This window comes from Romboutsia maritimum, from assembly GCF_002251085.2.
Lineage (GTDB): Bacteria > Bacillota > Clostridia > Peptostreptococcales > Peptostreptococcaceae > Romboutsia_B > Romboutsia_B maritimum.
This window is the reverse complement of sequence record NZ_NOJZ02000001.1, coordinates 254,063-266,253: the sequence shown is the minus strand read 5'-3', so window position 1 is coordinate 266,253 and position 12,191 is coordinate 254,063. Positions and strand designations below refer to the sequence as shown.

General features: G+C 26.7%; 15 protein-coding genes. 13 read left to right on the top strand and 2 right to left on the bottom strand.

Annotated features, from left to right (window positions below; translation table 11 throughout):
- Nucleotides 1–3: 3 nt before the first annotated feature.
- Both ylbJ and CHF27_RS01285 read right to left on the bottom strand, forming a co-directional pair.
- Nucleotides 4–1,206, bottom strand: coding sequence for a sporulation integral membrane protein YlbJ (ylbJ, locus tag CHF27_RS01290; protein WP_095404780.1), 1,203 nt, complete (start codon nucleotides 1,204–1,206; stop codon nucleotides 4–6).
- Nucleotides 1,207–1,290: 84 nt separating this feature from the next.
- Nucleotides 1,291–2,568 (bottom strand): nucleotidyltransferase, encoded by a 1,278-nt coding sequence (locus CHF27_RS01285; RefSeq protein ID WP_095404781.1) that lies wholly within the window; start codon nucleotides 2,566–2,568, stop codon nucleotides 1,291–1,293.
- Between the two features lie 447 nt (nucleotides 2,569–3,015).
- On the opposite strand from CHF27_RS01285, the gene CHF27_RS01280 reads away from it, so the two are divergent.
- The 13 genes from CHF27_RS01280 to CHF27_RS01220 all read left to right on the top strand — a co-directional run bounded on the left by CHF27_RS01280 (nucleotide 3,016) and on the right by CHF27_RS01220 (nucleotide 12,073).
- Nucleotides 3,016–4,212, top strand: a complete 1,197-nt coding sequence (locus tag CHF27_RS01280; protein WP_095404782.1) for an acetate/propionate family kinase — start codon at nucleotides 3,016–3,018, stop codon at nucleotides 4,210–4,212.
- A 167-nt stretch (nucleotides 4,213–4,379) separates the two neighbouring features.
- Nucleotides 4,380–4,907, top strand: coding sequence for a YceD family protein (locus CHF27_RS01275; RefSeq protein ID WP_095404783.1), 528 nt, complete (start codon nucleotides 4,380–4,382; stop codon nucleotides 4,905–4,907).
- Nucleotides 4,908–4,920: 13 nt separating this feature from the next.
- Nucleotides 4,921–5,097 (top strand): 50S ribosomal protein L32, encoded by a 177-nt coding sequence (gene rpmF / locus CHF27_RS01270; protein ID WP_095404784.1) that lies wholly within the window; start codon nucleotides 4,921–4,923, stop codon nucleotides 5,095–5,097.
- Nucleotides 5,098–5,253: 156 nt separating this feature from the next.
- Nucleotides 5,254–5,811, top strand: a complete 558-nt coding sequence (gene fapR, locus CHF27_RS01265) for a transcription factor FapR (protein WP_095404785.1) — start codon at nucleotides 5,254–5,256, stop codon at nucleotides 5,809–5,811.
- A gap of 11 nt (nucleotides 5,812–5,822) precedes the next feature.
- A complete protein-coding gene (gene plsX / locus CHF27_RS01260; protein ID WP_095404786.1) occupies nucleotides 5,823–6,839 on the top strand; it encodes a phosphate acyltransferase PlsX in 1,017 nt (338 codons plus the stop codon).
- A gap of 118 nt (nucleotides 6,840–6,957) precedes the next feature.
- Nucleotides 6,958–7,926 (top strand): stage III sporulation protein AA, encoded by a 969-nt coding sequence (gene spoIIIAA, locus CHF27_RS01255; RefSeq protein WP_095404787.1) that lies wholly within the window; start codon nucleotides 6,958–6,960, stop codon nucleotides 7,924–7,926.
- The gene (locus CHF27_RS01250) at nucleotides 7,916–8,437 is read left to right on the top strand and encodes a stage III sporulation protein AB (protein WP_095404788.1); all 522 of its coding nucleotides are present in this window, start codon (nucleotides 7,916–7,918) and stop codon (nucleotides 8,435–8,437) included. Before spoIIIAA ends, CHF27_RS01250 begins: the two co-directional genes overlap by 11 nt.
- A 10-nt stretch (nucleotides 8,438–8,447) precedes the next feature.
- Nucleotides 8,448–8,645, top strand: a complete 198-nt coding sequence (gene spoIIIAC, locus CHF27_RS01245; RefSeq protein ID WP_095404789.1) for a stage III sporulation protein AC — start codon at nucleotides 8,448–8,450, stop codon at nucleotides 8,643–8,645.
- A gap of 24 nt (nucleotides 8,646–8,669) precedes the next feature.
- Nucleotides 8,670–9,047, top strand: coding sequence for a stage III sporulation protein AD (spoIIIAD, locus tag CHF27_RS01240; protein ID WP_243444920.1), 378 nt, complete (start codon nucleotides 8,670–8,672; stop codon nucleotides 9,045–9,047).
- 14 nt (nucleotides 9,048–9,061) lie between these two features.
- Complete coding sequence (gene spoIIIAE, locus CHF27_RS01235; protein WP_095404791.1) at nucleotides 9,062–10,243, top strand: stage III sporulation protein AE; 1,182 nt, start codon at nucleotides 9,062–9,064, stop codon at nucleotides 10,241–10,243.
- A gap of 11 nt (nucleotides 10,244–10,254) precedes the next feature.
- Nucleotides 10,255–10,839, top strand: coding sequence for a stage III sporulation protein AF (locus tag CHF27_RS01230; RefSeq protein WP_095404792.1), 585 nt, complete (start codon nucleotides 10,255–10,257; stop codon nucleotides 10,837–10,839).
- A gap of 14 nt (nucleotides 10,840–10,853) precedes the next feature.
- Complete coding sequence (locus tag CHF27_RS01225) at nucleotides 10,854–11,405, top strand: stage III sporulation protein AG (RefSeq protein ID WP_095404793.1); 552 nt, start codon at nucleotides 10,854–10,856, stop codon at nucleotides 11,403–11,405.
- A gap of 23 nt (nucleotides 11,406–11,428) precedes the next feature.
- Nucleotides 11,429–12,073, top strand: coding sequence for a SpoIIIAH-like family protein (locus tag CHF27_RS01220; protein WP_095404794.1), 645 nt, complete (start codon nucleotides 11,429–11,431; stop codon nucleotides 12,071–12,073).
- Nucleotides 12,074–12,191 lie beyond the last annotated feature (118 nt).

The window sequence follows — 12,191 nt, the reverse complement described above, 5'->3', positions numbered from 1 at the left end:
TTATTATGTATTTTTACAATAAGGATTACTTGATTTATTAAGTATATACAATGATGATATTAAGTAAAATAAAACAACAAAAGGTAAAATAACTTGATAGTTATTTATGTAGTAAATCCAAAGTGAGTTATTATAAAGAGTGTCATAAACATTATTGAAATTAGAAACTAAAGCTGTGGATTTAGATAATGGATAAGCTAAAAATGTAAATATAGCAGCAAATATACCGTGTAAGAATTTACTTAAAATGTACAAGTTTGTATTTATATCTGTCTTTGCTATAAAATTACAACATTGAGCTAATATGGATAAACCACTAAACCCAATAAGAAAGCTTGCTAAAGTGGCTTTAATCACCTCAGGAGATGATACAGATGATATATTATTACAACCGATAGTCATTTCAAAAAGACCACTTATAAAAGCTTGGCAAAGCTCCTTAGTAATTCCTAAAAATGATAATGGTATATATAAAATAGTAGATAGTATAGGAATTATTTTGAATAAAGATAAAATTTTAAATATCACAGAAAATACTATAACAAAGCCTCCAATTAAAAGTAGTGTATTTACTCCACTAAAAACAGCATTTCCAAATGATACAAAAAAACCATTACCATTAGAGTATCTAGTGTCAATGACATTTCTTATATTTGTTTTCACATCATACTTTGGTTTTGGCAATGATTCTTTACCATAGTTTCTAAATAATAAGCCGACAGTTATTGAACCTAAATAATGACAAATAATCATTAAATATCCTAGCGATGGATTTTGAAACATGCCAGTTGCAACAGAGCCAATTATAAACAATGGACCAGATGTAGAACAAAATGCAACTAATCTTTGAGCTTCGTTTAAAGAAATTTGTTTGTTAATACGTAATTCGGAAGCTAATTTTGATCCAACAGGATAGCCAGATACTGTTGAAATAACAAAAACAAGAGCTCCTTTTCCAGATACATTGAAAATAAATTTAGTTATTGGGTTAATTATGAACCCTATAATATCTGCAATTTTTAAATCAACAATTAAGTTAGCACCTATTATAAAAGGAAGAAGGGAAGGGATAAGTACGGATGTCCAGATACTAATTCCTTCTTTAGCAGATATTATGGATTCGTTGGGAAATAAAATTATACCTAAAATTAAAAACATAACTATAAATACTGGAAAAAAGAACATGAATAATTTATTTTTTTTCATAATATCACCTAGAATCATAATAATATAAGATATTATATTAATTAATTTAAAAATATATGAAAAATAAATAATTTTGATTTAGATTTAATACTCTTTTTTTACATAAATAGGAGTAGTATAAAAATCCATTGGACCTTTTAAAAGATTTTTATTATTTTTATAATATATAAAATTATACATATTGCTAGCTTTTATATCATAATTTATTAAAGTTTTAAATACTTCATCATTCATAGAAAATGAAATATTTGAAAATTTATTAATAATATTTATTTCTGAATTATTTTTTATAGATTTTAAAATTTCACGTCCTTTATCATTAAAAGCTAAAACCCTGACATATGGTAAACAATCTATATTTTTAACTAAGTTCATATCATCCTTGGTGATTCCTAATAAAATATTATTAAGAGTTCTTTTGATTTTAGTCAATGTATATCTTTTAGATTTAATTGCAAGTTGAAGTTCATTTAAAGAATTAGATTTGAAAATATTATTATATATTTTATTTTCGATACCTTCATTTACTTCAAAGTAATTATTTAAATGATTTATATCTCTAATTATTATTGAAGATAATGTATCAAAAAACATTTCATCAAAAACAGGATAAAATTGATTGTTAATTTTATCATTTAAAACTTTATATGTATCTTTTGGAACTACAGACTTTGTAAAAGAAATATCACAGCAGTCTTTTAACGTTTTTCTTATAGCAGTAGCAGAACAAATATTGCTAGTTATAGATTCACTGTTATATTCAGATTTAATTCTTGTAATAGTATAAGGCTTTATAGTACTTTTTAATTTTAATAAACTTTTTATATATTCTATACCTAAAATATTGTTAGATGAATTTAAGATATCTGTTAAACTTTCTTTAGATATATTTATTAGTTTATTTTTGTTAATATATTCAAATAATGCGAGACTTCTAGCTGTTGGAAATAGCATCCCTTCATCTAAATATTTTTTTAAAAGAACTTTAAATTCACTTGGTTCATTAACAAGAATTTTTGAAATTATTGAAAGTACATCAATATTTCCGTATTCACTACCAAAACAAATAGAACTTATACAATTTAGTGAATTAAGAGTAGCTATGGCACCATGAGCGAATATTTCAGCGCTTTGGGATGCAAACATTGTAGGTAGTTCAATAACTAAATCTACACCATTTAAAACAGCAGCTTTTGCACGACTATATTTGTCAATTAAGGCAGGTTCTCCTCTTTGTAAGAAATTCCCGCTCATAATTGCTACGGTATGAGTAGCATTAGATATTTTTTTAGATGTTTCTAAGTGATATAAATGACCATTATGAAAAGGGTTATATTCAACTACAAGTCCTAAAATATTCATAAGTATTCTCCTTTTATTATATAACTAAATAGATACCATGAAATTTATAATTTATATATAATAATATTAATAAAATTCTCAAATAAAGGAAATATATAATATATATAGAATTACTTCATGGTACGTATTTTAATAGTATGAAAAATTTTAATAACTAAAATTAATATAAATAAAGTTGTTTTACAAAAACAATATTTATATTATAATATTATAACAAATAGATAAAAATAATCTATGTTATAATACTATAAGTATAAAAAGTATAAACTTAAATATAAGTTTATTATTTGGGTCTAAAAATAGAGTATGTACTTTTAAATTAAAAGATGGTATATTATTTATGTTAAATAAATTGTTTAATGTATACAATTTTGAAAAAACTTTAAAAGTAAAGTCTAAATAGACTAATTACATAATTATTGATAAAATTTTTAAGGAGGTACACTAATGAAAATATTAGTATTAAACTGTGGTAGTTCTTCATTAAAATATCAATTAATAGATATGTCAAATGAAGAAGTATTATGTATAGGATTAGTTGAAAGAATAGGAATAGAAGGATCAATACTTAAGCAAGAAAAAGATGGTGTAGAAGGCAAACTTGTAATAGAGCAACCAATGAATAACCATCAAGATGCTATAAAATTAGTATTAGATGCTGTACTTCACCCAGAATTCGGTGGAGTTAAAGACATGAAAGAAATAGAAGCTGTAGGACATAGAGTTGTTCATGCAGGTGAAAAATTCGCGAAATCAGTAGTTATAACTGAAGAAGTTGAAAAAGCATTAGAAGAATGTATAGAATTAGCTCCTCTTCATAACCCAGCTAATATAATGGGAATAGATGCTTGTAAAGCTATACTTCCAGGAGTACCAATGGTAGCAGTATTTGATACTGCATTCCATCAAACAATGCCTAAATCATCTTACTTATATGGTTTACCACATGAGTTATACACTAAATACGGTGTAAGAAGATACGGATTCCACGGAACTTCTCATAAATATGTATCTCAAAGAGCAGCAGAAATGTTAGGAAAAGACATAAAAGATTTAAAAATAATAACTTGTCACTTAGGTAACGGAGCTTCTTTAGCTGCTGTTGATGGTGGTAAATGTGTAGATACTTCTATGGGATTCACTCCATTAGAAGGTTTAATAATGGGAACTAGATGTGGAGATATAGACGCTGCTATATTACCATTCTTAATGCAAAAAGAAGGCTTAGATGCTGATGGATTAAGTAACTTAATGAACAAACAATCTGGAGTATACGGAATGACAGGAATATCAAGTGACTTCAGAGATATAGAAGATGCAGCTAAAAATGGAGATGAAAAAGCTCAAGTAGCTTTAGAAGCTTATGTTAAAAAAGTTAAGAAATATATAGGTTCTTATGCTGCAGAAATGAACGGAGTAGATGTTGTTGTATTCACTGCTGGTGTTGGTGAAAATGGTATAGACATGAGAGCATCTATAGCTTCTGATATGGAATTCTTAGGAATGAAATTAGACAGAGAAGCTAACAAAGTTAGAGGAAAAGAAAGAGTTATATCTACAGAAGATTCTAAAGTAAAGGTATTATTAATACCAACTAATGAAGAATTAATGATAGCTAGAGATACTTTATCTTTAGTAAAATAATTATAAAAGGATATAATATACTTAAGGTAGGTTAACACCTACCTTAAATTTTAGTTGATATTTTTTACAATATAAAGTTTTTACAAATTTATCTATCAAGTAAAAATACTTGACAAACAAATGCGAGATTTGTATAATAAATTTGGCAACATATTGAGGTGAAATGAATGAAAATTAGTCTAGATAGATTAAATAAAAGAGAAACTGACAAATTAGACTTGAATTTTTCTCAAAAAGTTGATACTATTAATTATTGTGATAACAATTACAAATTAACTTCACCCCTAAATTTAAAAGGTAAGATTTCTAATACGAATAAAGGTTTATATTTAGACGTAGATGTTGATTTTACTATTCTTGATACTTGTTCAAGATGTTTAGATGATGTAGAAGTGCCAATAGAGTATTCTATACAAGGATTTTTAGTTAAAGAAGATTATGACGAAGATAGTTTTGAAGACTATGATGCTTTTATATATCATTCAGATGAAGTAAATCTTATTGATATAATAGAACAAACTTTAGACTTCAATATGCCTATTGCGAGTCTTTGTAGTGAAGATTGTAAAGGACTTTGTCACAAATGCGGAGCAAACTTAAATAAAGAAGAATGTTCTTGCAATGAAACCGCGAACGACGAGGAGCTTATAGATCCCCGTTTTGCTAAATTAAAAGATTTGTTTAAAAATGACTAAGGAGGTGGCGTAAATGGCAGTACCAAAGCGTAAGACATCTAAATCAAAAACTAAAATGAGAAGAGCGGCTAACTCACAAATGACAGCAACTGGATTTGTAAGTTGTCCACAATGTCATGAGCCAAAATTACCACATAGAATATGTCCAGATTGTGGATATTATAAAGGTAAAGAAGTTGTTTCTGAATAATAATTTCTAAAAAAAACATGTAGAATATTCTACATGTTTTTTTTATATTAAATTTATAAATAATTAAAATATTAATAAGTATTGAAAAAATATGTACAGTATTATACACTGCAATTAGTAGCAGGTGTTAACTGTACATATAATTTTGGAGGTAATATGAAAAAGAAAAGCAAGGATCAAAGACAAAAAGAACTTGTTGATATTTTAAATGAAGACCCTTTTTATACAGATGAAGAATTAGCTAATTTATTTGAAGTTAGTATTCAAACTATTAGGTTAGATAGAATGAGTTTAAATATACCTGAACTAAGAGAAAGAGTAAAATCTATAGCAGAGACACAAAGCTCAAAGGTAAAAACTCTAGGAATGAAAGAAATTACTGGAGAAATTATAGATTTATGTGTTGGACAATTAGGCATATCGATGTTAGAAATTTCTGAGGATATGATTTACTCAAAAACAAATACTTTAAGAGATACATATGTTTTTTCCTTAGCTAATTCATTGGCTATGGCAATAATAGATGCACCTAAGGTAATAATGAGAGAAGTAAATGGAAAGTGTTTAAAATTAATTGAACAAAAAGATAGACTTATAGCAAAAGCTGAAATTTATAAAAAAGAAGATAAGAAATATTATGTTAAAGTAGTTATCAATAATAGGGCTCAAGAGAATATATATATAGGTGAATTTATTTTCGAAGAAATAGAGTAGGAGGTTAAAATATGAAAATTGTTATAGATGGAATGGGTGGAGATAATGCACCTAAATCAAATGTAGAGGGTGTAGTTGATGCAATTAAAGAGTATAATGTGGATTTAATAGTAACAGGAGATAAAGAGTTATTAGAAAAGGAATTTTCTAATTATGAATTTGATAGAAGTAAGTTAGAAATTATTCATACGACGGAAGTTATAGAAAATGAAGACAAGCCAGTAAAAGCAATTAGAAGTAAAAAGGATGCATCTATGGTTATAGCACTTAGATTAGTGAAAGAAGGAAAAGCAGATGCTGTAGTTTCAGCAGGGAATACAGGGGCACTACTAGCAGGAGGATTGTTTGTAGTAGGTAGAATAAAAGGAATCGATAGACCATGCTTATGCCCAGCTATGCCTAATGCAAAGCATGGGATGACATTAATAGCTGATGGAGGAGCAAATGCAGATTGTAAACCTAGAAATTTAGTTGAATTCGCAGCAATGAGTAATATTTATTCAAAAAAAGTTTTAGGAATTGAAAATCCAAGATTAGCATTGGCTAACGTAGGAATCGAAGAAGGAAAAGGAAATGATTTAGTTAAAAAGTCTTATGAAGAACTAAAAAAGCTAGATTTAAACTTTATAGGAAATGTTGAAGCTAGAGATGCTATAAATGCATGTACGGATATAATTGTTTGTGATGGATTTACAGGAAATATATTATTAAAATCTGTTGAAGGTGTAGCTATGTCTGTCATGAAATTAATAAAAGAAACTATCTTATCTAGTACAAAAGGTAAAATGGGCGCAATGCTTATAAAAAGTGATTTACAAAAGTTAAAAAGTTTTATGGATTACGCAGAGTACGGAGGAGCGCCTCTTCTAGGTGTAGATGGAGGAGTTATAAAGGCTCATGGAAGCTCTAATGCTAAAGCTATAAAAAATGCAATAAATCAGGGTATCAAATTTGCTCAAGGTAATGTAGTTGAGGATATAAAAGAAGTTGTGAAAAAAATAGAAGAACAAAATAAAGAAGAAAAATAATTTATATATAGCTAAAAAGAGACAGCCTCAAAATTTAAAATTTTGAGGCTGTCTCTTTTTTGTAATATTATTTAAGAAGTTTTAATATAATTATACAAACAAGAGAGGAGGACAAGACATGAATAAACTTTCAGATGAAATAATAAATTCACTTTCTATAAACCTAAGAGAAAAAATAAAGCATATTATATATAAAAACATAAGTATAGAAGAAATAAGACTAAGAACTCAAAAACCACTAATATTAAATGCCAATAATAAGGATTACTTCTATGATGAAAGAACAAAGAATCTTAATTTAAAAATGGATAATCCTTACATAGTAACTAGAGATGATATAGAACAAACATTTCAGATAATTTGCAAATACTCAATTCATTCATTTATGGATGATATTAAAAAAGGATTTATAACTCTAAGAGGTGGTCATAGAGTTGGATTGGTAGGAAAAGCAATAGTAGAAGATGGACAAGTTAAAAATATAAAACATATATCATCCTTAAATATAAGAGTTTCTAGAGAAATAATAGGAGCTTCAGATAAAATCATAAATCATATTATAAAAAATGATAATCAAATTAATAATACATTGATAATATCTCCACCTCAATGTGGAAAGACAACTTTAATTAGAGATATAGTAAGAAATTTAAGTAATGGAAATGAAAGATTAGGGTTTAGGGGAATGAAAGTTGCACTTATAGATGAACGTAATGAGATAGCAGGATCTTATTTAGGTATACCTCAAATGAATATAGGTATAAGAACAGATATAATAGAAACTTGCCCTAAGGATGTCGGAATTATGATGCTTCTAAGGTCTATGTCACCTAATGTAATAGTAACAGATGAAATAGGCAATGAAAGTGAAATTAAGGCGCTTTACACGGCTCTAAATGGCGGTGTAGGTTTGATAACTACAGTGCATGGTGATTCTATAGAAGATATAAAGTCAAGAAAAGAACTAAGTAACCTATTAGACAAAGAATTATTTCAAAAAGTAATATTATTATCAGCAAAAGAAGGACCAGGAACTATAGATAAAGTTTATGACTTAGAAGAAAAGAGATGGTATTTTGCAACTTAAAATAATACTTATAGGAGTTTTAGTGGGATGCAGTTATCTAATAGGTGATTATTTATATAAAGCTTATACAAAAAGACATAAACAACTCAATGATCTCATAAGAATATTAGAGATAATAAGGATGGACTTGTCTTTTGGATTATATACATTAGAGGAAATTTTTGAAAGAGTAGGTCAGAGAAAAGAGTATTCTTTATCAATATTTTTTAAAAGTATGTCATTAGATTTACATAAAAATTCAAGTAAAATTTTAGATGAAATAGTAAAAGACAATATAGATATTTTAACTAAAGAAACATATTTACAAAATAAGGAGGTTGATGAAGTAAAAAAACTTATACTTACTCTAGGTAAAAGTGATATTTTATCTCAGGAAAGAATGATAGATTTAAGCATAGAAAATCTTAAAAAGCTTACTGATGAAAGTAAAGACGATATAAATAAAAAAGGATTATTATATAAAAAATTAACCACTTTTATAGGAATAGGTATAGGAATTATTTTAATTTAGGAGGTTGGGTATGGATATAACATTGATATTAAAAGTTGCAGGTGTAGGAATATTAATATCAGTATTAAATATGATTTTAGAAAAAACAGATAGAAAAGATTGGGCATCTCTTACTACATTAGCGGGAGTAATAATAGTCTTAGGCATGGTTTTGAATGAAATAAGTGGTTTATTCAATGCAGTAAGAACGATGTTTCAGCTTTACTAAAGAGGAGGAGATATCTTGGAGGTAATGCAATTAATAGGGATTGCAATAATTTCGACTACACTCTGCTTAGTAATAAAAAAAGAGAGACCAGAAATAGCAAACTTTATAGCTATAATTACAGGAATTACAATATTATTATCAGTTATATTTAAGTTGAATTTCATAATAGAAAGTATACAAAATTTAGCTAGCAAAGCAAATATACCTACAATGTATATATCATTAATAATAAAACTGATAGGAATAGCATATTTAATGGAGTTTGCAATACAACTTTGCAAAGATTGTGGAGAAAATAATATAGCTTCTAAATTAGAGTTTGGTGGAAAAATAATAGTAATGACGATGTCATTCCCTATACTTTTATCTATTGTAGAAACAATATTAAATATAATTCCATAGGAGAATGATTACTTATGAAAAAAATACTTTCAATTATTATATTAATAATAATGTTGACAATATTAAGTTGCAGTATATGTTTTGCTAACAATGACAATGAAGAGTATAAACAAACTAAAAACAGTATAGATAGTTATATAGATAATCAACTAAATAAAATTGATTTAAATGAAATGGAGAAATACATAAAAGATGGTTCTGGTGTAAAAGATGTAAATTTGAAAACTTTTGTTAAAGATCTTATTAAAGGGGACAAAAATATATTAGACCTTTTTAATAAGGATGGAATAAAAATAATGGCATTTGATGAATTAAAATCAAGTCTTAGGGTTTTTGCTATAATATTAGTTTTAGCACTTTTATCATCAATTCTTAGAAGTTTGGAAAATTCATTTTCATCAGGAGCAATAAGTGAGATAACAACTTACATAATATTTATAACAATGGTGTCACTAACGTTAATAGGTTTTAAGGATGTTTTAAATATTTGCTATAACACCATAGATAATACTGTTGGACTTATGCAAGTTATTATGCCAATACTTATAACTCTTTTAGTAGTAATAGGATTTCCGATAACATCAACAGCTTTAAATCCGATATTTATAGGTGGAGTAACTTTTATAAATATTGTATTTAAGAAATTTATGTTAGTATCAATTACTATTGCATTTGCAGTTTTAATTATAAATAATTTATCAAAAAATATTAAACTTAAGAAATTTGCTTCATTTATAAAACAATTTAATGTAGTTTGTATAGGTGCAATGTTTACGGTTTATTTAGGACTTGTATCTATACAAGGATTATATGTAACTAGTTTTGATAAGTTTAGTGTAAAGACTGCCAAATTTGCAATAGGAAATTTTATACCAGTTGTAGGAGGATTTGTTTCAGATTCTGTAGATATATTATTATCCTCATCTCAACTTATAAAAAATGTATTTGGAGGAATAGGACTTGTATTGTTAATTGGAATTTGCTTATTACCAATTATAAAAATATTATCAGTAGTAGTTGTTTATAAAGTATCAGCAATAGTTGTAGAACCAATAGGAGAAGAAAATATATCAAGTTTTTTAAATGAAGTAGCAAATTTAATGATGATAATGCTTGCTTGTGTAATTGCTATAACTATTATGTTCTTTGTAACTGTTGCAATATTAACATCTATAAGTGTAGTATCTCAAGGCTAAGGAGGTGTTATATGCTAAGTAGTATTAAAACGTGGATAATTAGTATTTTGATTGGTGTATTTATAATAAATATAGTGGATATGATTTTACCTTCTTCAAAAATAAAGCCTTATATAAATTTAGTTATTAATTTTATATTTGTATTTATTGTAATAACACCTATTATAAGTTTTTTTTCAAAAGATATGAATTTAGAAGATAAGATACTGAAATCAATGGGCGATTATAATAGAAAATACGTGGAGAGTACTAATAATTTAATGCAAAAAACTGGTACAAATAGTTTAGAAAAAGGATATGAAGATGGGTTGAAAGAAGTGTTGAAACTTAAGCTAGAAGAGTATGGATATGAGTTGGAAGATATAGACTTTAGTGGATCAGATATAAACAATATAAAGATTAAAGAAAAAAATAATAGTAATAAACATAATGAAAAGGACATACAATCTAGTAAAAAAGAAAAATCAACACAAGTGTTTAAAGATAAGAATAATCAAAAAAGTACTGAACACGAACTAAATTTAAGTAAAAAAGACCTTAAAGATGATTTGGTAAAAATACTTGATGTCTCAATTGAAACCATAGAAATTGATTAATAGGGGTTGGGAGAATGTTTAAAAACTTAAACGAAAAAGATAAAAAGAAAATTTACTCACTAATATCTCTAGGGGCTATATGTATAATATCTTTAGTACTAATACCTTTTTTGCCTGGAGGAGATAAAAAGAGCCTAAAAAAAGAAGAAGCAAATACGCAAAATGAAAAACAAGTAACAAAAGAAGATGAGCGAAATATTGTAGAAAGCAAACTAAAAAAAATATTATCTCAAATTGAGGGAGCTGGAGATATAGATGTAATGGTTACTTTTGAATCTAGTGAAGAAATACAACCAGCTTTTAACTCAAATTCAACTACAGAAAAGACAGAGGAAAAAGATCCACAAGGGGGGGTAAGAACTATTACAACATCAAGTGATAATAAGACTATGGTAACTTCTAATTCAAGTAATCCAGTAATAATAAAAACGACAGAAGCAAAAGTTAAAGGAGTAATAGTAGTGTCAAGTGGAGCAAGTAATCCACAAGTAAAAGAAACGCTTTATAGTGCAGTACAAACATCACTTCAAATATCTGGTCATCAGGTTGAAATATATTCTAAATAAATACATATAACGGGGGGATAAAATTGAAATTTAATTATAAGAATAGAGGTTTTGTTGTAATAACATTATCAGCAATGCTAGTAGTTCTAGGTGTTGCAAATTATCAATTAAGTAAAAAATCTGCATTAGGAGTATCTCAGGAATTTAAAGCATATGAGCAAGCACAATTGGAAAAAAATTCAGATAAATCAAATGATAAAAAAGACAAAGAAGTAGGAATAGTAGATAGCAAAGCTAATAAAGTAGATGAAAAAGTAACAGAAACAAGTAAAGAAATAGAAAAACAAATGACTTCACAGGAAAATATGAAAAAAGCATCATATATATTAGATATGAAAATGACTAGAGAAAAACAGAGAAATGAATTATCACAGGATTTAAATGAAATGATAAATAATCCATCAACATCAGAAGAGTCAAGAAAAGAAGCTTCTGAGATGAAATTAAAGTTAGTTAGAGACCAAGAAACTGAGCTTCAGATAGAAAACTTATTAAGTACAAAGGGATTTGAAAATGCATTGGTTTATATAAGTGATAATAGTGTAAATGTAGTAGTTGATGAGGAAAAATTAGAGAAAAAAGAAGCGGCAAAAATATTTGATTTAGTAGCTCAGCAAGCTAATGTAAAATATGAAAATATAAAACTTGTTAATAATAATAAAAAATAAAAATTAATTTAAAAAATTAACTTTAAATAGGATAAATTTTTCAAGTTTGGATAATATATATAATATATTAATCGATTAAAACAAAAGCCTCAGAATTTAACTGAGGTTATTTTCTTGC

Coding starts and splice junctions, on each gene's coding strand:
- plsX (WP_095404786.1), top strand. CDS start 5,823: ATGAAAATTGTTATAGATGGAATGGGTGGAGATAATGCACCTAAATCA.
- CHF27_RS01225 (WP_095404793.1), top strand. CDS start 10,854: ATGTTTAAAAACTTAAACGAAAAAGATAAAAAGAAAATTTACTCACTA.
- spoIIIAD (WP_243444920.1), top strand. CDS start 8,670: ATGCAATTAATAGGGATTGCAATAATTTCGACTACACTCTGCTTAGTA.
- spoIIIAA (WP_095404787.1), top strand. CDS start 6,958: ATGAATAAACTTTCAGATGAAATAATAAATTCACTTTCTATAAACCTA.
- ylbJ (WP_095404780.1), bottom strand. CDS start 1,206: ATGAAAAAAAATAAATTATTCATGTTCTTTTTTCCAGTATTTATAGTT.
- CHF27_RS01280 (WP_095404782.1), top strand. CDS start 3,016: ATGAAAATATTAGTATTAAACTGTGGTAGTTCTTCATTAAAATATCAA.
- spoIIIAC (WP_095404789.1), top strand. CDS start 8,448: ATGGATATAACATTGATATTAAAAGTTGCAGGTGTAGGAATATTAATA.
- CHF27_RS01230 (WP_095404792.1), top strand. CDS start 10,255: ATGCTAAGTAGTATTAAAACGTGGATAATTAGTATTTTGATTGGTGTA.
- fapR (WP_095404785.1), top strand. CDS start 5,254: ATGAAAAAGAAAAGCAAGGATCAAAGACAAAAAGAACTTGTTGATATT.
- rpmF (WP_095404784.1), top strand. CDS start 4,921: ATGGCAGTACCAAAGCGTAAGACATCTAAATCAAAAACTAAAATGAGA.
- CHF27_RS01275 (WP_095404783.1), top strand. CDS start 4,380: ATGAAAATTAGTCTAGATAGATTAAATAAAAGAGAAACTGACAAATTA.
- CHF27_RS01285 (WP_095404781.1), bottom strand. CDS start 2,568: ATGAATATTTTAGGACTTGTAGTTGAATATAACCCTTTTCATAATGGT.
- spoIIIAE (WP_095404791.1), top strand. CDS start 9,062: ATGAAAAAAATACTTTCAATTATTATATTAATAATAATGTTGACAATA.